Origin of the sequence: Mesorhizobium sp. M1273, assembly GCF_040318195.1 — a bacterium.
Lineage (GTDB): Bacteria > Pseudomonadota > Alphaproteobacteria > Rhizobiales > Rhizobiaceae > Mesorhizobium.
This window is the reverse complement of sequence record NZ_JAMYLV010000017.1, coordinates 1-19,397: the sequence shown is the minus strand read 5'-3', so window position 1 is coordinate 19,397 and position 19,397 is coordinate 1. Positions and strand designations below refer to the sequence as shown.

17 protein-coding genes and 1 pseudogene are annotated in these 19,397 nt (G+C 62.6%); 9 read left to right on the top strand and 9 right to left on the bottom strand.

The window, feature by feature from the left end:
- Nucleotides 1-3: 3 nt before the first annotated feature.
- From NKH30_RS18975 to NKH30_RS18955, 5 genes are all read left to right on the top strand, one after another.
- Nucleotides 4-720 (top strand): DUF6339 family protein, encoded by a 717-nt coding sequence (locus NKH30_RS18975; RefSeq protein ID WP_352996560.1) that lies wholly within the window; start codon nucleotides 4-6, stop codon nucleotides 718-720.
- Nucleotides 721-728: 8 nt separating this feature from the next.
- Nucleotides 729-2,024, top strand: a complete 1,296-nt coding sequence (locus NKH30_RS18970; protein ID WP_352996558.1) for a DNA cytosine methyltransferase — start codon at nucleotides 729-731, stop codon at nucleotides 2,022-2,024.
- Nucleotides 2,025-2,175: 151 nt separating this feature from the next.
- Nucleotides 2,176-2,562 carry a dihydrofolate reductase family protein gene (locus tag NKH30_RS18965; protein WP_352996556.1) on the top strand — a complete coding sequence of 129 codons (387 nt, stop codon included), beginning with the start codon at nucleotides 2,176-2,178 and terminating at the stop codon, nucleotides 2,560-2,562.
- Between the two features lie 107 nt (nucleotides 2,563-2,669).
- Nucleotides 2,670-4,400 carry an adenylate/guanylate cyclase domain-containing protein gene (locus NKH30_RS18960; protein WP_352996637.1) on the top strand — a complete coding sequence of 577 codons (1,731 nt, stop codon included), beginning with the start codon at nucleotides 2,670-2,672 and terminating at the stop codon, nucleotides 4,398-4,400.
- A 225-nt stretch (nucleotides 4,401-4,625) separates the two neighbouring features.
- Entirely contained in the window at nucleotides 4,626-5,162 is a 537-nt protein-coding gene (locus tag NKH30_RS18955) for a dihydrofolate reductase family protein (RefSeq protein ID WP_352593045.1), read from the top strand.
- A 170-nt stretch (nucleotides 5,163-5,332) separates the two neighbouring features.
- Here the strand turns inward: NKH30_RS18955 and NKH30_RS18950 are convergent, their stop codons facing one another.
- The 5 genes from NKH30_RS18950 to NKH30_RS18930 form a co-directional block, all read right to left on the bottom strand.
- Nucleotides 5,333-6,196: a patatin-like phospholipase family protein gene (locus NKH30_RS18950; protein WP_352996554.1), complete on the bottom strand. Its 864-nt coding sequence runs from the start codon at nucleotides 6,194-6,196 to the stop codon at nucleotides 5,333-5,335.
- Nucleotides 6,193-7,551, bottom strand: a complete 1,359-nt coding sequence (locus tag NKH30_RS18945) for a M16 family metallopeptidase (RefSeq protein ID WP_352541660.1) — start codon at nucleotides 7,549-7,551, stop codon at nucleotides 6,193-6,195. Before NKH30_RS18945 ends, NKH30_RS18950 begins: the two co-directional genes overlap by 4 nt.
- 190 nt (nucleotides 7,552-7,741) lie before the next feature.
- Nucleotides 7,742-9,106, bottom strand: a complete 1,365-nt coding sequence (locus tag NKH30_RS18940; protein WP_352817440.1) for a M16 family metallopeptidase — start codon at nucleotides 9,104-9,106, stop codon at nucleotides 7,742-7,744.
- Nucleotides 9,107-9,203: 97 nt separating this feature from the next.
- The gene (gene rsmD / locus NKH30_RS18935; RefSeq protein WP_352749213.1) at nucleotides 9,204-9,758 is read right to left on the bottom strand and encodes a 16S rRNA (guanine(966)-N(2))-methyltransferase RsmD; all 555 of its coding nucleotides are present in this window, start codon (nucleotides 9,756-9,758) and stop codon (nucleotides 9,204-9,206) included.
- Entirely contained in the window at nucleotides 9,739-11,667 is a 1,929-nt protein-coding gene (locus tag NKH30_RS18930) for a pseudouridine synthase (protein ID WP_352996552.1), read from the bottom strand. Before NKH30_RS18930 ends, rsmD begins: the two co-directional genes overlap by 20 nt.
- Before the next feature lie 76 nt (nucleotides 11,668-11,743).
- Between NKH30_RS18930 and NKH30_RS18925 the strand changes: the two genes are divergently transcribed.
- The gene (locus NKH30_RS18925) at nucleotides 11,744-12,196 is read left to right on the top strand and encodes a nucleoside deaminase (RefSeq protein ID WP_352474534.1); all 453 of its coding nucleotides are present in this window, start codon (nucleotides 11,744-11,746) and stop codon (nucleotides 12,194-12,196) included.
- A gap of 70 nt (nucleotides 12,197-12,266) precedes the next feature.
- Here the strand turns inward: NKH30_RS18925 and NKH30_RS18920 are convergent, their stop codons facing one another.
- Nucleotides 12,267-12,947 carry a hypothetical protein gene (locus tag NKH30_RS18920; protein WP_352453465.1) on the bottom strand — a complete coding sequence of 227 codons (681 nt, stop codon included), beginning with the start codon at nucleotides 12,945-12,947 and terminating at the stop codon, nucleotides 12,267-12,269.
- A gap of 195 nt (nucleotides 12,948-13,142) precedes the next feature.
- A complete protein-coding gene (ileS, locus tag NKH30_RS18915; protein WP_352996550.1) occupies nucleotides 13,143-16,133 on the bottom strand; it encodes an isoleucine--tRNA ligase in 2,991 nt (996 codons plus the stop codon).
- Between the two features lie 42 nt (nucleotides 16,134-16,175).
- Here ileS and NKH30_RS18910 point away from each other — a divergent pair, with 42 nt between their 5' ends.
- Together NKH30_RS18910 and NKH30_RS18905 are read left to right on the top strand one after the other, a co-directional pair.
- Entirely contained in the window at nucleotides 16,176-16,361 is a 186-nt protein-coding gene (locus tag NKH30_RS18910) for a hypothetical protein (RefSeq protein ID WP_352838048.1), read from the top strand.
- Between the two features lie 69 nt (nucleotides 16,362-16,430).
- Nucleotides 16,431-16,646: an antitoxin Xre/MbcA/ParS toxin-binding domain-containing protein gene (locus NKH30_RS18905; protein WP_352531066.1), complete on the top strand. Its 216-nt coding sequence runs from the start codon at nucleotides 16,431-16,433 to the stop codon at nucleotides 16,644-16,646.
- Nucleotides 16,647-16,681: 35 nt separating this feature from the next.
- Here the strand turns inward: NKH30_RS18905 and NKH30_RS18900 are convergent, their stop codons facing one another.
- Nucleotides 16,682-17,485 (bottom strand): MipA/OmpV family protein, encoded by an 804-nt coding sequence (locus NKH30_RS18900; protein ID WP_352996548.1) that lies wholly within the window; start codon nucleotides 17,483-17,485, stop codon nucleotides 16,682-16,684.
- A 175-nt stretch (nucleotides 17,486-17,660) separates the two neighbouring features.
- Here NKH30_RS18900 and NKH30_RS18895 point away from each other — a divergent pair.
- Nucleotides 17,661-18,675: pseudogene (locus NKH30_RS18895) on the top strand (IS3 family transposase); the annotation flags it as partial.
- A 23-nt stretch (nucleotides 18,676-18,698) separates the two neighbouring features.
- Here NKH30_RS18895 and NKH30_RS18890 read toward each other — a convergent pair.
- Nucleotides 18,699-19,397: MerR family transcriptional regulator (locus NKH30_RS18890; protein WP_502911489.1), on the bottom strand; the 699-nt coding region annotated here is incomplete at its 5' end.

Below are 19,397 nucleotides of genomic sequence, written 5' to 3'. Positions count from 1 at the left end.
TTCATGCCTTACCCGATTGTTAACAAGGCCGAGGCTCGCACATACCTTCGCAGCCCTGCGGAGAGCGGGGAGCAAAAGGCCCTTCCCGAAATTCGGTTTAACGACGAGGGTTCTGACGAGGACTGGGTCGGTATTGCAGAAGATCTTTCTACCCAGCTGCTAGAGCTACTGGCGTCTAGCAAATCCGAACATGGACTAGATGGAGGCAGATTCGAAGCGGCTGCATCACCGTTGGTACATCAGGTACTCCCGACGCATATCGCACTGGCCGATCCGGAGTTCTGGATTTGGCTTTCGGTGGCACATTGCCTGCCAGTGGTCGACGGTCGTTACGGGCGGAAGAGAAATCTAAAGAACTTTGGAATTGGTGGGGCGGCTGAAAATTTGCTGTACCGCTTGTGGTTGAGGGCGGAAATCGCTTTTGACCGGGCGCAATCCAACGAGTACGACTTGGCGCGCGTTGGTGACATAGATTTTTGGCGAAGTCATCTTTTCCGCCAGGGTTACGGCGATGTGAGAACCTTCGCCAGAGCTCTCATCTCTTTCCAATTCCCGTTGTCTAAGAAGCGCAAGTCTCGCCTTAAGATAGACCAGATACGCGCGTTGGCGAAGCAGCTGAAAAGAGCTCGATCAAATCTCATGTTTGAGGTAATGAGTGAGAGTCGGGCAACGCAGTTCATTGAGTCGGAATGGGAGCGGATTGCCTCGGATATCCCGTGAGGTCGTCTATGCAGCATTCGTTCTCCACCAGAGCAAAGGAATTGGTTCGGCACGTCCGCGTCTCTGACACGCAGTATGACACCGTCATCCCTAATCTCGCTGACGACGTTTTTGAAGGCCATGCAGCCTGGTGGCAATCTGTCTTGCGCGGCGCGAAGGCGGCACCGGCGGCTCATACTAGACCGCCACTCCGAGTGGTCGATGCCTTTTGCGGTTCAGGCGGACTGGCGCTAGGCGTCAAATTTGCCGCCGAAGCTATAGGTAGGAACATTGAGTTCCCGTTGATTATTGATACCGACATAACGGCTATGGAAATCCACCGGCACAATTTGGGAGCTAGGCGAACCATCGGCGCAAGCGCTTCCTCGCTTGTCGACTTCCATGTAGTCGGTAGCGGGGAGAACGCTTCCTTTGGCTATGAACCGGAAACCGTGCACCCAGAGTTGGAAAATGTTGGCCATGTTGACCTTTTCATTGCCGGCCCGCCTTGTCAGGGACATTCTAATCTCAACAATCATACCCGTCGGCAGGATCCGAGGAACGACCTTTACGTGACAGCTGCGGCCCTCGGAGTCGCCCTTGGCGCTGAGGCCATTATAATTGAGAACGTCCCGACCGTACAAAATTCTCATTCGGATGTCGTCGCTACTGCCGTGGCGTTGCTTAAATCTGCCGGGTACTTCACAAGCATGTCCGTACTAAAGGCAGACAATCTCGGGGCCGCACAACGTCGCGCTCGTCATTTTCTGCTTGCAACGCGTGGACAGATCGCTCCTGACCATCTGGCGACACACGCCGGAACACTTGCAATGCCTGCAATGCCAATCTCGTGGGCGATTGGTGACCTAATAGATCTTCGATCGGATGAACTTGTGAATTCGCCGCCCACCGTAACACAGGTGAATGGTGCGCGGATCGACTATCTATTCGACCATGATATTTACGATCTACCAGATGCTCAGCGCCCTGACTGTCATAAGAATGGAACGTCTTATACAGCGGTCTATGGTCGTATGCATTGGGATCGGCCCGCGCAGACGATCACAACTGGTTTTGGCACCCCTGGGCAAGGCCGATATGTTCACCCTAAACGAAGGCGATTAATTACCCCTAGGGAAGCCGCTCGTATTCAGGGATTTCCAGACTGGTTCGATTTCGCACCGGCCAGCATTTCGGTTAAGAGAAAACATCTTGCGAAGTGGATCGGCGATGCCGTTCACCCTGCATTGGGGTATGCGGTGGGGTTATCAGCCCTTGCTGTGCTTGAAATAGCCCTTCCACAGAACATGCAAAGTGCGGCCTGAAAAACCGTCAGACCTGTGGGAGTGGCAGGTCTACTTCGGCCATTGCGGGCGTCACACCGCTGCCGACCAGCATCGGCAGGCCGGCTGTCTGCTTGATCATGCTTATCTAGCGGAGGTCGACGATCGTGTCTGATATCGACTAAAAACAACAATGCGCTGCTCTATTTTCTTTTCACGGCGCAGTTCTTGGAAGGCCCGCCCGGCGCGGCCCCCAACGAAAGGAGCCCGCCATGCGAAACTTATCGTCACCGAATTCATGAGCGTCGATGGCATCGCCGAGATCGAGAAGCTGCCGAGCGTGACCTGGAACGATGAGATGCAAAAATTCAAGGAAGACGAGCATGCCGACAGCGGCGCCATGCTTTTGGGGCGCACGACCTATGAGATCTTTGCCGGCTCGTGGCCCAAGGAGACCGGAGATTTTGCCGACCGGTTCAGCGCCCTGCCGAAACATGTCGCCTCGACGAGCTTGACGCCGCGCGGATCCCTCCCGCGATTGATGCGATCGAGTTCGCAGCCACCAGGCGGAAGGTTCTGATCCGCCCTTTCTTGCTGCGGCGGTAGGAAGACTTCTTGATTCAGCCACAAGCCCAAATTGCTGGATTTGGCAGCTCTGGAAGGATAAGCTTGGTTTGTGGTTCAGCGATGGAACAGAGACTAGCCGCAATTCTGGCTGCCGATATGGCGGGCTACAGTCGGCTGATGGAGGCCGACGAATCCGGCACGCTCGCACGTCTTCGGACCCATCGCATAGAACTGGTCGATCCCGCCATCGCTAAGAACAAGGGCCGGATCATCAAGACCACTGGAGACGGCATGCTCGTTGAGTTCCAGAGCGTGACCGATGCCGTGAAATGCGCCGTGGAAATCCAACAGCGCATGAAACGGCGCAATTCGGATGTGCCGCAAGAACGGCGTATCGAATTCAGGATCGGCATAAATCTCGGCGACATCATTTTCGACGATGAGGATATTTTCGGCGACGGCGTCAATATTGCCTCGCGCATCGAGCAACTCGCCGACGTCGGCGGTATCTGTGTGACCGCAGCGGTGGCAACCCAGATTGCCGACCGTCTCGAAATTGCCATGGAGGACCTGGGCGAGAAGACGTTGAAGAACATCAGCCGCCCGGTTCGCCTCTATCGCGTTGGGTTTGACAGTCCTGTCCTGCCGGAAGTCGAGGCGAAGCGATCCATCTCGAAACCTTCGATAGTGGTGCTGCCGTTCACCAACATGAGCGGCGACCCCGAGCAGGAATTTTTCGCGGACGGACTGACCGAGGACATCATCACCGAACTGTCCCGCCACCATGAGCTGTTCGTCATCTCGCGCAATTCCAGCTTCGTCTACAAGAACCGCGCCGTGAATGTGCGCGAGGTGGCCGAGAAACTCACCGTCCAATACCTGGTGGAGGGAAGCGTCCGCAAGATCGGCGACAGGGTGCGCGTGACGGTTCAGCTCATCGACACGGCGAACGACGCTCATATTTGGGCAGACAAGTATGACCGGAAGCTGGACGACATATTCGCGATTCAGGATGAGGTGACCGCGGCGATCGCAGCCACGCTGCCCGGTCGTGTCGAGGCGGCTCAGCGGGACCAGCTCGCGCGGGCGAAACCCGCAAACATGGCCGCGTATGAATGTGTGCTTGCTGCCAAGGTGCTGCATCACCGAAGCACGATTGCGGATAATGAACGCGCGCAAACCTTGATAGAAAGGGCCGTCACGCTCGACCCCGATTATGCCCATGCCCATGCCTGGCGGGCCTGCATTCTTGGCCAGGCCTGGGTCCATAACTGGTGCGAAGACAGGGATGCTATCTGGAACAACATCATGGCGGCGCTGGACAGGGCGCTGGCGCTGGACAACAACGATGCCGATGTCCATCGCATCCTCGCGGCAGTGAACGTGAACAACAATGAGCTGACCACAGCGCGCTACCATCAAGAGCGGGCGCTGGCCCTCAATCCCAATTACGACCTCGTGGTGGTGCAGCAAGGCGAGTTGTTGACGTGGCTGGGCAGGCCGGAAGAGGGAATTGAATGGATCCGCAAGGCAATGCAGTTGAACCCGCACCACCCGGAGAGGTTCTGGAGCCATCTGGGAAAGGCGCATTTCGCCGCGCGCCAGTATGGCGAGGCGATCGAAGCTTTCATGCATCTGTCAACCATGGACTCGGCTCAGCACGCTTTCGCCGCTGCCTGCTACGGCTGGCTCGGCGACGAAATCGCGGCCGCGGCACATCTAGGCAAGATCAGAACGCTCGATCCCCAATTCGACCTCGATTCATTTATCGCCACCCTGCACTTTGCCCAGGAGTCTGATGTGCAGCACGTCCGCGAAGGACTGCTGAAAGCCGGTATTGCCCACCTGTAGACAGCTGGTAGCTACGACCCAGATCCAATCGGCAAAAAAAGACCGGCCCCCGATGCGGACCTTGTGGCATGACCGAACGACGGGCAGGTCGGACAAGCTTTTCCCACGGTATCGGTCTTTGGAAGCGACCAGGGAAAACCCTCCCCCTGAAAAAGCGCCGCGCTAGTTGACGGCGCATGTCGCATAAGGCCCGCGCCATTCGGCCCTGCCAGAAAGGAACCCGCCATGAGAAAACTCATCATCACCGAATTCATCAGCGTCGATGGCATTGCCGAGGTCGAGAAGCTGCCGAGCGTGGCCTGGAACGATGAGATGCAGAAGTTCAAGGACGACGAGCTTGCCGACAGTGGCGCCATGCTGTTGGGGCGCACGACCTATGAGATCTTTGCCGGCTCGTGGCCCAAGGAGACCGGAGATTTCGCCGACCGGTTCAATGCGCTGCCGAAATATGTCGCCTCGACCAGCTTGCAGGCGCTCGACTGGCAGCCGGCCGAGCTGCTGCAGGGCGCGTTGCCGGAAGCGGTCAGAGGGCTGAAGCAAGGCAGCGGCGGCAACATCTATGTGCATGGCAGCCTCAGCGTCGCGCAGGAATTGCTGCGCCATGGCCTGGTCGACCGCATCAGGCTGCTCAGCTACCCCGGCGCCGTCGGCCAGGGCAAGCTGCTGTTCCCGCCCGGCGCGCAATTGCCGCTCGAGCTGATCTCGGCCACGCAATTCAGCAACGGCGTGGTGGCGCTGGAGTATGCGGCTGGGATGGGGTGATGAGCCAATCTCCCCCCTTGAGGGGGAGATGCCCGGCAGGGCAGAGGGGGCGGTTCGACCGGGCTCGGCTCCTCTCTTGCGGCAGTGGGGGGTTGGCGCATTACGCGAGACGACCCCCTCTGTCGCCTTCGGCGACATCTCCCCCTCAAGGGGAGAGATTGGCAGCGCCCCTACACCGTCCGCTGCCTGCCCTCGACCGCAGCGTCTTCCCGCGCCTTCAGCGCCTTCTCGATCTCGCGCTTCAGCTCGTCCTTGATCGCCACCGTCTCGGCCATCAGCGCCTCGACCTTCATGAAATCGAGCACCCGGTATTTCGAGACGGCCGGCCGGATCAGAATGTCGGGCCGGCTCTGGTTCAGCTTGCTGGCGATGATCGACTGCATCATCAGCTGCGTGGCGCCGAACATCAGGTCGACGGAGGTCGGGAATTTGCGGCCGGCCTCGGTCGGCGCGCCGACCACGTCGACGGCGATGATGATGTCGGCGTCGAGCTCGATCAGGTCGAACGGCACGGGATTGTAGATGCCGCCGTCGATCAGCAGCCTGCCGTCGCGCATCACCGGACGGAACACCGCCGGGATCGCCGCCGAGGCGGCCAGCGCCGAATGCAGCTCGCCTTCGTCGAACACGGCGAGCTTGTGGCCATAAAAGTCCGTTGCCGTCACCTTCAGCGGTATCTTCAATTCGGCAAAGGTCTCGGGAATGGCGTCGGGCAGGAACGCCTTGAGGATGCGCTCGACATTGAACTGGCTGACCCGCAGGCCGCCCTGCATCGCCTCGGCAAAAGTGCCGGGCCGCGCCCGCCACATGCGCGTCGCCACTTCGGCGCGGCGGCCGAGGATCGAGCGCGTATAGTCGTGGATGTCCTTGCCGGTCATGCCCGAGGCCATGCCGGCGCCCATGATGGCGCCGATCGACGAGCCGGCGATTGCTGCCGGCCTTATGCCCAGCTCGTCCAGCACCTCGATGACATGGATATGCGCCAGCCCACGCGCCCCGCCGCCGCCAAAGGCGATGCCGAAGCTAGGGCTCATCCCTTGTTGGCCGCGCCGAGCTTCGGCCCGACCACCATGACGGCCGGCTCGGCGGAGAGCAGCTTTTTCGCCACCGCTTTCACCTGGTCCAGCGTCACCGCGTTTATCAGGGCGGCGCGGCGCTGCATGTAGTCGATGCCGAGCTTGCCGAGCTGGATCTCGACCAGCGTTGAGGCGATCGCGCCGGAGGAATTCAGATTGTTTATGGCATAGGCGCCGATCATGTATTTCTTGGTCGCCGCCAGCTCGGCTTCGGTCGGCCCCTCCTCGGCCATGCGCTTGACCACGTCGCGCACCACGGCCAGCGTCTCGGCCGCCCTGTCGGCGCGGGTCGAGGTGGTGATGGACAGCGCCTCGGAATGCTGGTGGTCGACGAGGTCGGAGCTGACGCTGTAGGCCAGACCGCGCTTCTCGCGCACCTCGTCGAACAGCCGCGAGGTGAAGGTGCCGCCGCCGAGGATCTCGTTCATCAGCACCGCGGCGAAAAAATCCGGCGCATTCCGCTTCACGCCGGGATAGGCGAGTTGCAGCGAGGCCTGCGGCTGGTCGTAAACGACCTCGAGCTGCTGGCCGAGCTTCAGCTCGATGTCGGGAACGGGCGTCAGCGCCTGCTTTTCCGGCAGGCTGCCGAACACCAGGTCGAGCTTCTGCTTCAGCGTCTCGGCGTCGATGGCGCCGACCACCGCGACATGCAGGCCGTCGCGGGCGAAATTCGCCTTGTGGAAGGCGGCGAGATCGGCCGGCGTGATCGTCGCGATGCTTTGCCTGGTGCCCTGGTCGGGCCGCGCATAGGGATGCCTGCCGTAGATCGCTTCCAGCCATTTACGTTGGGCGAGCGTGTCGGGATCACGCTCGTTGGCGATGATGCCGGACAGGATTTGCGCGCGGATGCGGTCGATCGGCACTTGGTCGAAGCGCGGCTGGTTGACCGCCACGCGCAGCAGGTCGAAGGCGCCGTCGCGCTGGTCGGCCAGCATGCGCATCGAGCCGTAGATGCCGTCGCGCTGCGCCTCGAAGCTCATCTCTGCACCGACGTCGTCGAGCTTGATCTGGAAGGCCTCGCTGTCGAGGTTGCCGGCACCTTCGTCGAACAGGCCGCTCATCAGATTGGCAAGCCCTTCCTTGCCGGGCGGGTCCTGCGTCGCGCCGCCATCGAAGACGAAGCGGATGGCGACGATCGGCACCGAATAATCCTCCACCAGCCAAGCGGTGATGCCCTTCGACGAGGTCACCTCCTGGATGTTCATGGCGGCGCGAGCGGAAAGCGCCGGCAGGAGGAGAAAGACGAGGGAGAGAATGAGGGTGGCCAGAAGAGGGCCGGCGCGCCAATTGCCAAGGTCGGCGCCGCCCCTCATCGCCCTGCCGGGCACTTCTCCCCGTATAGTGACGGGGAGAAGGGGCTGGCCGCTGTCCCGGCGCTCGCTCTGCAAACGCTGAAGATTGGCGAAACCGTCGATGACGGCGCCCCTCTCCCCGTCCCTATACGGGGAGAGGATGCCGGCAGGCAGGTGAGGGGCGGCGCCGACGCTCAAACTCATCATCAAATCAATTCCCAGCCTGGGTTTGCGGCAGAAGATAGCCGGTCGTTGCGTGGTCGAGATTGAGATAGCGGGCAGCGACTTCCTTGACCTGGTCGGCGGTGACCTTGCGGATGCGGTCCGGCCATTGCTGGACGTCCTGGACGTTGCCGCCGGTGGCGAGCGTCGAGCCGTAGATGTTGGCCATGTCCTCCTGCTTGTCGCGGGCAAAGATCATCGAGCGTACGAAACGGTCCTTGGATTTTTCCAGCTCGTCGCTGGTGACGCCGTCTTTCGCGATGCGGGCGATCTCGGCGTCGACCGCGGCCTCGATGTCGGCAAGCTTGGCATCGCCGCGCGGCGCGCCGTAGACGGTGAAATTGGTGTCGTCGAGCATGGTGCCCTGGAAGAAGGCGCCGGCCTCGGCGGCGATGCCTTGCCTGACGACAAGCTCCTGGTAGAGCCGGCTGCGGTTGCCGCCGCCGAGGATTTCGGACAGCACGTCGAGCGCTTCGGCTTCGCCGGGCTTTGCCGTGTGATAGGACGGGACCACCCATTGCGTGGTAAAGCTCGGCACGCTGACGCGCCCGTCGGTCAGCGTCACCGTGCGCCTGGTGTTCTGCTCGGGCTCAACCGGGCGGATGCGCGGCGGCAGATCCGGGCCGCGCGCGATCTTGCCATAGGTCTTTTCGGCCAGCGCCTTGACCGTTTCCGGTTCGACATCGCCGGCCACCACCAGCACGGCATTGTTGGGTGTATAATATTTGTTGTAGAAGGCCATCGCGTCGGTGCGGTTCAGCTTCTCCATCTCCTGCATCCAGCCGATGACCGGAATGCGGTACGGCTGGTTCTGCCACAGCGTGGCGTCGATTTCCTCGTCGAGCACTGCCTGCGGATTGCTATCGATGCGCGAGCGGCGCTCCTCGAGGATGACGTCCCGCTCGGTCTTGATGACATCGTCGTTGAGGATGAGATTGCGCATGCGGTCGGCCTCGAAGCCCATCATCTCACCGAGCGCCTGCGGCACCACCGTCTCGTGAAAGGCGGTGTAGTCGTAGGAGGTGAAGGCGTTGTCCGAGCCGCCGATGGCGGCGACGGCACGGTCGAGTTCGCCCGCCGCATGGTTGCTGGTCGCCTTGAACATCAGATGCTCGAAGAAATGGGCAATGCCGGACTTGCCCGGCGGCTCGTCGGCGCTGCCGATCTTGTACCAGACCATATGGGTGACGATGGGGGCGCGGTGATCGGGGACGACGACGACCTCCATGCCGTTGTCGAGCAGGAAATCGGTCACGACGCCATCGTCAGGATTGTTATCCGCCAGAGCCGGCGCGGCCATCACCAGAGCCAGTCCCAAGAGCGTTCCGCGCAGCCATTCAGCCTGAAATGTCATAGATGGCTCCGGTTTGTGGTGGGACGATAGGCGGGGTTGCTGGTCGAGGCAAAGCGAATTGTTCGTCATTTTGAAGGCGCCACCGTGGAAGCCGAACTCAGGCGGCCTCGATGAACCGGATGACCGTCTCGCCATAGTTGCGCTCGTCGACAACCGAAAAGCCCGGCCCTGCCTCGAACGGCGCCGCCGCCGCTTCCTCGACGACGCAGAGCGCGCCGGGGGCGAGCCAGCCACCGGCCTTGGCCGAGCGCAACGCGCGTTCGCCAAGGCCTTTGCCATAGGGCGGATCGGCGAAGACCAGGCCGAATGCGGCGATGGTGCCCGCCTCGCCCAAGCCCGTCGCGTCGCGGCGGAAAATCTTGGTGCAGCCGGTGAGGCCGAAGGCCTCGACATTGGTGCGGATCAGGCCGCGCCCTTCGGCGGATTCCTCGATGAAGACAGCGTAGGAGGCGCCGCGCGACAGCGCTTCGAGGCCGAGCGCGCCGGTGCCGGCGAACAGGTCGAGCACGCGCGCGCCGTCCAGTCTTTCGGGAAAGCGATGCGCCAGCACGTTGAAGACCGCCTCACGCGTGCGGTCGGTGGTCGGGCGGATGGCAAAGGTGCGGGGCGTCGCCAGCGGACGCCCGCGAAACTCACCGCCGACGATCCGCATTGCTTCCCTTCGGGCCGCCACGCGGCCGGTCGCCACCGCCATCCGGGCGCTCGCCACGCGGTTTGCCGAACGGCTTTGCACCGCCGCCTTGCGGCTTGCCGCCGGGCTTGCCGTAAGACGGCTTGAACGAGGCCTTGCGCGCCTTGTTTTCTGCCGCCTTGGCGGCATCTGCCTCCGCCCTGCCCTTGCCGATCGGCCGTGCGCCCGGCGCCATCCAGACATTGGCCTTGCGCTGGCCCGGCGGCTCGATCGGCCGCTGCTCGCGTTCGGATTTTTTCCCACCGAAGCCGCCACGAGGCTTGTCGCCACGGGGTTTGTCCCCGAAGTCGCTGCGTTCAGGTCTGGGGCCACGCTCGCCAAAGCTCTTTTTTGGCGCAAAGCTCCTGTCAGGGCTTGTCGACAGCTTGCCGAGCGCTTCGTCGCGGCTGCCCTCGCGCCGCTTGCGGTTCTTGATCAGGCCGCCCTCGCCGATCGGCCGGCGTTCGCCGTCGCGGGTGAATTTCGGCCGCTCGGGCTCCTCCTCGCGCTCACGCCTGACCGGCTTGTTGGAAAACGGCTTGGCGATATCGGCATCGAAATTGGCGCCGGACTCTTCGACCAGGCGCTCGCCGAGCTGGTCGCGCAGCACGCGGCCCTTGATCTCCAGCACATGGCCTTCCGGCAAATCGTCGAGCTGGAACGGCCCGTAGGAAATGCGGATCAGCCGCGTCACGTCGAGACCGAGCGCGCCCAGGATGTTCCTGACCTCGCGGTTCTTGCCTTCGCGCAGACCGAGTGTCAGCCAGGCGTTCGAACCCTGCTCGCGGTCGAGGGTCGCTTCGATGGCGCCGTAAAAGACACCGTCGACGGCAATGCCTTCGCGCAGGCCGGCAAGCGCGCTTTCCTCGACCTTGCCGTGAACGCGCACGCGGTAGCGTCGCAACCAGCCGGTCGCCGGCAGTTCGAGCACGCGCGACAGGCCGCCATCATTGGTGAGCAGCAGCAGGCCTTCGGTGTTGATGTCGAGCCGGCCGATGGTCATCAGCCGCGGCAGCCCGGGCGGCAGCACATCGAAGACGGTCTTGCGGCCTTCGGGATCGCGGTTGGTGGTGACCACGCCGGCCGGCTTGTGGAACAGGAACAGCCTGGTGCGCTCGATCGGCGGGATCTCCATGCCGTCGAGATGGATGATGTCGCCGGGCATGACATTGAAGGCCGGCGAGGACAACACCTTGCCATTGACCTTGACGCGGCCGGCCGCAATCAGTTCCTCGGCGTCGCGGCGCGAGGCCAGACCGGCACGCGCCAGCCGCTTGGCAATGCGTTCGCCGGCTTCTTCCGTTGCCTCGACGCGACGCGGGCGCGGCTTGAAGCCGCCTTCCGATGCCACCTGTGCCCTTTGTGCCCCTTGCGGTCGATCGCCGCCAAAATCACGCTTGGGACGATCGCCAAAATCACGCTTGGGACGGTCGAAGCGCCTCTCGCCGCGCTCGCTTTCGGCAGCTGCCGGCCGGTCGCCGCGCGGAGTGTAAGGCTTGCGCGGACCTTCGCGCTTTTCATAAGGCGTGCCCTCCGGACGCGGCCCTTTGTTGAACGGCCTGTCGCCGCCTTTGAAGTCGCGCTTCGGCCGCTCGCCTTCGGCAGCTGCCGGCCGGTCGCCGCGCGGCGCATAAGGCTTGCGTGGACCCTCGCGCTGTTCATAAGGCTTGCCTTCCGGACGCGGCCCTTTGCTGAATGGCCGGTCGCCGCCTTTGAAGTCGCGCTTCGGCCGTTCGCCTTCGGCGGCCGCCGTCCGGTCGCCGCGCGGAGTGTAGGGTTTTTTGGCGCCGAAGGGCGGCTTGCCGCCCTTGCCGGGAGCGCTATCGCGACCACGCGACCCTGCCGGCTTCGGGCCGGCCTTGCGCGGGAATTTCTTGTTTTTGTCGTCCATGTGGCCTTTGCTCGTTTGCGCGGGTAGTAACAGGATCGCGCTCTAGTGGCGAGGAGATAATCGGAATGGAAACCGCGTGAAGCGGCAGGATTTCATGGCGCTGGCGCTTAAAGAAGCCGAAGCCGCCGCCCAGCGTGGCGAGGTGCCGGTTGGCGCGGTCGTCGTCGGCGGCGATACGGTCGTTGCGAGTGCCGGCAACCGCACCCGCGAGTTTGCCGATCCCACCGCCCATGCCGAGATGCTGGCGATCCGCGAGGCCTGCCGCAAGCTTTCCAGCGAGCGGCTCAGCGGCCACGATCTCTATGTGACGCTGGAGCCGTGCGCCATGTGTGCCGGCGCCATCTCCTTCGCCAGGCTGCGCCGGCTTTATTTCGGCGCTGCGGACGAGAAGGGCGGCGCAGTGGTCAACGGCGTTCGCTTCTTCACGTCACCGACCTGCCACCATGTGCCCGACATCTATCCGGGCATGGCCGAGAACGCCGCAGCAGCATTGCTGAAGGACTTTTTTCGCGAGCGACGCGGAGCCTGATTTTCTGGTCCAGCAGACGGTCCATCCAAGTCAGCCAATCCAGGGCAAGAACGTCTCTGGCGCCGTCAGCCTACCAGGGCAGCCAGTCGAACATGCCGCCGCTCTTACTCTTGGCGGCCGCCTCCCTCTTGAGGCGGCGTTCCTTCTTGTACTCGTCCTCGCCGAGGTCACCCTGCGGCGCGGTGGCGGCGGCAGCGCGGTATTGCACCGGTGGCTCGCTCAGATATCTGCGGGTGGTCGGGTCGCCCTGTTTGCCTTCAGCCCGGCGGCGCATGATTTCCGCGGCGCGGCTCTTGTCCGAATCGGCCGGAGTCCAGGCTGGCGGGTGGCTCGAGCCCGACAGCTTCAGCGCGGCCTTGACCGACGCCGGATCCGTCTGCACGTCATCGATGACCTGCGCCTGGTAGGCCGGGTCGTCCTGATGCAGGGTGGCATCGGCGCGCAGGCGGGCACGGCGCTGCTCCGGCGATTCGGGCCATTCGGCACTCGCCGTCTCGATGCTTTCCTGCGGCGGCGGCAAGACTTCCTTCTGCCCCGGCCCTGGCTTCACCAGCGTGGGGCGCGGCTTGTAGTCGATACTATCCTTGCGCTTGGGTGCGAAGGAAAAAGCCCCGGTGAGGTCGCCGGCAAGCTGCGCGCCCGCGGTCTTGTCGGTCCCGTAAGTGGGCGAGCCCATGCAGCCGGACAAAGCGAGGCCCGATACGACAAGCGGCGCCAGCAGCGCAACGCGCGCGTAAGTTCTCTCGGTCATGCCAAAAAGTCCCACTGTAGACAGCCTCTCGATTGCCGCCGGCCAAAGAAAGGTCCGGTCCCCATCGCCTATGCTCTTCCGACGGAATTCCGGCGACAATTTGTCGTCCGGAGTTTCGCGTGTTTACCTCAACCACTCGTTAAGGGCAACGCGCGGGTGCCGATCGGCCGCCCGCCGTGGCATTTGTGCACCGCCTTAAAGACGGCTCAAAGCCTTCAGCTCATGCAGAACAGCGGCGTCACGGGCCGAAACATCCGGGAATTCCGGATCTGAGCCGACATCGGCGGTGTAGCGCCAGGAGCGCGCGCACTTCACCAGGCCACGGTCCTCCGCCTTCTCGACGACCACGGCGACGCCCTTGACGTCGTCGAGGGTAAAGCTGCCCGCCGACGCCTTGCCGTGCACGATTACCAGATCGCTGGTGATCGCCATCTCGGCCATATCGACATCGGCGATCGCCGCTTCGAGCACGGCATCGTCGAGGGTAACGACCGGCACCGCTTCCAGCGAAGAGCCGATGACCTTCTGCGCGCGGGCAATTTCCAGCGCCCCGGTGACGACACGGCGAACCTGCCGAACCTTGCGCCACTTCTCCGCCAGCGCTTCGTTCCTCCAGTCCGCCGGGATTTCCGGGAACTGGTCGAGATGCACGGAGACCGCATCCGGATGACGGTCGAGCCAAGCCTCTTCCATGGTGAAGGGCAGCATCGGCGCCAGCCATTTCACCAGGCAGTCGAAGAGATGGCGCACCACCTGCACGGAAGCCTTGCGCTTCACGCTGGAAGGCGCTTCGCAGTAAAGCGCGTCCTTGCGGATGTCGAAATAGAAGGCCGACAGCTCTACCACCATGAAGTCGAGCAGCGCGCGGGTGATGCGCTTGAATTCGAACGCGTCGTAGCCCGAGCGTACGACCTCATCGAGTTCAGCGAGCCGGTGCAGCATCAGCCGCTCCAGTTCAGGCATCTTATCCAGCGGCACCTCCTCGCCATCGTCGTGGGCGAGCGTGCCCAGCATCCAGCGGATGGTGTTGCGCAGCTTGCGGTAGGCGTCGATATTGGTCTGCAGCACGTTCTTGCCGAGCCGCTGGTCTTCCCAATAATCGGTCGTCACCACCCACAGCCGCAAGATGTCGGCGCCGGACTGCCTGATGACGTCCTGCGGCACGACGGTGTTGCCGAGCGACTTCGACATTTTCCGCCCCTCCTCATCCATGGTGAAGCCATGGGTGACGACGGTGTCGTAGGGCGCCCTGCCCCTGGTGCCGCAGCTTTCGAGCAGCGAGGAGTGGAACCAGCCGCGATGCTGATCGGAGCCTTCCAGATAGACGTCGGCCGGCCATTTCAGGTCGGGCCGGTCCTCGAGCGTGAAGGCATGCGTCGAGCCTGAATCGAACCAGACATCGAGGATGTCCATGACCTGCTGCCATTTCGAGGCATCGTGATTGCCGAGGAACCGCTCCGTGGCGCCGGCGGCGAACCAGGCGTCGGCGCCTTCTTTCTCGAAGGCGTCCATGATGCGCCGGTTGACTGCCTCGTCGCGCAGCACATTGCCGTCGGCATCGGCAAAGACGGCGATCGGCACACCCCAGGCGCGCTGGCGCGACAGCACCCAGTCGGGGCGCTCCTCGATCATGGCGCGGATGCGGTTCTGGCCGGCGGCGGGCACGAAGCGGGTATCGTCGATGGCTTTCAGGGCGCGGCTGCGCAGCGTCGTGCCGTCGCCAAGCTCCTTGTCCATATAGACGAACCATTGCGGCGTGTTGCGGAAGATGATCGGCTTCTTCGAGCGCCAGGAATGCGGATAAGAGTGCTTCAGGCGGCCGCGCGCGAACAGCGCGTTGCGCTTGATCAGCTCGTCGATGACAGCCTGGTTGGCGTTGCCCTTCTTGCCATTGTCGTCGATGACGCGCGCCGCTCCACCCTCGCGATCCTGGCCGAAGCCCGGCGCGTCCTTGGTGAAGAAGCCGGCATCGTCGACGGTGAAGGGGATCGCGGTGTCGATGCCACGCTGGCGAAGATCAGAGGCAGCATCCATCCAGGCGTCGAAGTCTTCGCGGCCATGTCCCGGCGCGGTGTGGACGAAACCGGTGCCGGCATCGTCGGTGACGTGATCGCCGGCGAGCATCGGCACGGGGAAATCGTAGCCGCCACCCAGAGCTTTGAGGGGATGCGAAAGCGTAAGGTTTTCAAGCTCTTCGGCGCCAACGCTGCGAAGCCGATTCAGAGTGACCTTGGCCTTCGCGGCAGCGTCGTCCGCAAGCTTCTCGGCAAAGATCAGCTTTTCGCCGGGCTGAGGACCAAAGGCGTTCTCGGCCGCCGTAACCTCGTAGAGACCATAGTTGATGCGCGGCGAGTAGTTGACGGCGCGGTTGCCGGGGATCGTCCACGGCGTCGTCGTCCAGATGACGACGTTGGCATCAAGCAGATCGAGCGACGTCTGCGTCAGCTTGGGATCAAGGGCTGGCTGCCCATCCTTGATGTTGATGACCTGGCGAGCGAGGCTGACGACCGGAAACTTCGCCCAGATCGTGTCCGACTCATAGTCCTGGTATTCGACCTCCGCCTCGGCCAGCGCGGTGCGCTCGACCACACTCCACATCACCGGCTTGGAGCCGCGATAGAGTTGGCCGGACATGGCGAATTTCAGCAGCTCGCCGGCGATGCGCGCCTCGGCATGGAAAGCCATCGTCGTATAGGGATTGTCGAAGTCGCCGACGACGCCGAGCCGCTGGAATTCGGAACCCTGCACCTTGATCCAGTGCGCCGCAAACTCACGGCATTCCTGCCGGAACTCGTTGACCGGCACCTCGTCCTTGTTCTTGCCCTTGGCGCGGTACTGCTCCTCGATCTTCCATTCGATCGGCAGGCCGTGGCAATCCCAGCCTGGTACATAGTTCGAGTCATAGCCGCGCATCTGGAACGAGCGGGTGATGACGTCCTTGAGGATCTTGTTCAGTGCGTGGCCGATATGGATGTTGCCATTGGCGTAGGGCGGGCCGTCGTGCAGCACGTATTTTTCGCGGCCGACTGCGTCTTCGCGCAACTTGCGGTAAAGGTCCATGTCCTGCCAGCGCTTGACCAGCAGCGGTTCCTTTTCCGGCAACCCGGCGCGCATCGGGAAATCCGTCTGCGGCAGGTAGAGCGTTTTGGAATAATCGATCGTCTCGGCGGTCTCGGTATCAGTCATTCGTCTGCCATATGCGTTGCCGGCGGCAAAAGAGCCCGGGCGTTGAACTATCATGATCTGGAAAAAGCGCGAGAGGCCGCGCGCAAGATTCCCGGCGGCTCCGGCGGCGGTCAGGCCGCCCGGAACACCGGGCCTGTAATTCGTATCGCAGTCGCGAATGCGCTGATAAAGTGCGTCATGACCGGGCTTTTAAACGAGGCCGGCCCTATTGAAAAGCCCGAACTCTGATGCTTCCTCCTAAGAGCATGTACCAACTGCGGTTTACATTTCACAGTTAGCGCGCCGGAAGAACGAAATGTGACTCTGACGATTACTGAGTCCGAACGCGCCCTGCGACTTCGTATTTCAACGATGGCGGATCGTGTTTTCGGCAACCATGAAAGGGCGCAGCGCTGGCTGCGCAAGCGAAGTCGGGTGCTCAACGAGGCGCCCATCAATCTCCTACAATCCGAAACAGGTGCGATGCTTGTGGAAGAGGAACTCAACCGCATCGCCTACGGCATAGTCGCCTGAGCCATGCGGCTGCGCGCAGTATATAACCTGAGACATCACATCGAGAAATCGAAGCGATAGGTCGTCGACACGCCGATCATGAACTGATCCCTAGAGCCGCGCTCCTTGACCAGGCTGGAATCGGCGGCCGGGCCCATCAGGCGGGAATATTCGCCGAACAGACTGGCCGTCATCGGCTCGGTCACCTTCCAGGTCACCGCGCCGCCCAGGCCCGCCGACTTCACCCCGCCGCCGGGATGATATTCGCTGAGTCCCGAGGCCAGGGACTCCTTGGCATCAACGCCGTAATAGGCGTCGAAATAGTCCGATGAGGCGAACGAAACGCGCGGTCCGGCCGAAATCCTGACGTCGGGCGTCACATCGTAAAAGGCGTCGGCGGCGATGTCGGCGACAAAACCGTTATGGGCGCGAATGCCGTGCCGCATTTCGGCGCGGGCACGCAGCCAATCCAAAGGATAGAATTCGAAGAAGCCGCCGGCCTCGCCGCCCCAGCGCACCGGGTCGAGACCCTTCAATTCGTCGGCGTCACCACCGTCGCGGGAAAACAGGAACTTGCCTGTCAGGCCGGCGCGGACGCCGCCATCGTCGATCAATGCCAATGAGATATTGTCGTTGCGCGAGGTGAAGCGCGCCGCGGGACCAGCCTTGCCGAGCGAGATGATCGGCGAGGCACTGAGCGGGTACTTCTTGCCGCCCTCGAAATTCGGAGCAACCATGCCGGTGGCACCGACGGTCAGGTACCAGTCTCCGGACAGCCAGCCGAAGGTGCCCTCGCCGGCCTTGGCAACGCCGCAGGTGCCGAGCATGAATGCGGCCAAGATCGTCGGGACAGACCGCATCGTTACTCCATACGTCGAACGCATTGGCGGATACAACCAGCCTTGACTGAAGCCATGGCGCCAGTTCGGTAAAATTTGACTTAATATCCGCAACATTGGCCGCGTTGGCCGTGACCTTGCCCCTCTGATCTAATCCGGTTTGAAGTTCGTTCTGGCCCATCGAGAGGACCAGGACATGAAACGTAGCCGCTTCTCTGAAGAGCAGATCATCGGAATTTTGAAGGAACATGAGGCCGGGGTATCGGTTGCCGATCTGTGCCGCAAGCACGGGGTCAGCGACGCCTCGATTTACAACTGGAAGGCCCGCTTCGGCGGGATGGATGTCTCCGAGGCTCGGCGACTGAAGGCTCTGGAGGACGAGAACACGCGGCTGAAGCGGCTTCTGGCCGACGCCATGCTCGACAATGCCGCGTTGAAGGATCTTGTGGGAAAGAAATGGTGACGCCCGCGGCCAAGCGGAAAGCTGTCGCTCGCCTGAAGGAAGGCTTCGGGATGAGCGAACGGCGGGCGTGTAAAGCCATCGGCTGTTGCCGCATGACGGTTCGCTACGAGACCAGCAGGCCGGACGACCGCGAGCTTCGCGAGCGGATGAAGGCGATCGCGCAGGAGCGTCGCCGGTTCGGCTACCGGCGTCTTCTCGTGATGCTGAGGCGGGAGGGCCTGGTCGTGAACCACAAGAAGCTGTTCCGGCTCTATCGGGAGGAGAAGCTCGCCGTTCGCCGCGTGGCGGCCGCAAACGGGCGATCGGGACCAGGGCGCCGATGGTGGTGCCGCTGAGGCCCGACGAGCGCTGGTCGCTCGACTTCGTATCCGACCAGCTCACAGACGGGCGCCGCTTCCGCATCCTGGCCGTCGTCGACGACTGCACGAGAGAGTGCCTGGCACTCATCATTGATACGTCTCTCTCGGGCATGCGGGTTGCCCGCGAATTGGACCGGCTCATCACCGAGCGCGGCCGGCCGAGAATGATCGTCAGCGACAATGGCAGCGAGTTCACCTCGAACGCCATCCTCTCCTGGGCGGATCAGAACCGCGTCGAATGGCATTACATTGCGCCCGGCAAGCCGATGCAGAATGGCTTCATCGAGAGCTTCAACGGCCGACTACGCGATGAACTGCTCAACGAGACGCTGTTTACTGCGCTGGCTCAGGCACGCGTCGCCATCGCCCTGTGGCGCGCCGACTACAATCCTGTTTCATAACACCCATCTGTCTATGTCGTTGAAGTGAATAGGTTTTGCTGATCTGGATGCGATCCCGTGGGGTATTTTGGGTTTTGCCGCGCGCGATGAACGATGCGCTGTGCCGCAGGTTCGCCAAGCGTTGATCGGCTGAAGACCCATGGACCATCCGGCAGAGGATGAACGCCTTCGATCTCGCCCGCCTCGGCGGCGAGCCTGAGGGTCTTCGGTGCAACGCCGAGAAGGCGCGCCGCCTTGTTCAGGTTAAGCCATGGCTCTTTGCCGTCCGCCGCTGGCCGGAAGACAGGGATCTTATGATGCGACCTGTGCGCGGTGACCCGTTCGCGTGTCCATCGATTGCCGTGGCCGGTCACCAGTCCATTGCGGTTGAGGATGCCAGCAATCAGATCATCATTGGCGATGAGCACCAGTTGGCGGACGGCCGCGATGATATCGCCGGACGTGCTGTTGCGCTGTCCACGGCGCCGCTTCGGCAGGCGCAGTTCAGTATGGACGCCGCCAACCCAATGGATCAGAAGAACGATCTCTGACGCTTCGTCATCGATATCGGCGACCACCTCCCGGATGACGGTGCGAACGATGCGCTTCTTGAGCCTTGCATCCGTCGTCGGCGCCGCCCATACAGCCTTGAGATCGGCGGCGAGCGCGGTGACGTGTATTGGCGACAGAAGTGATGGCTCCGATGTCGAGGCATCATGCGCGGCAATCCT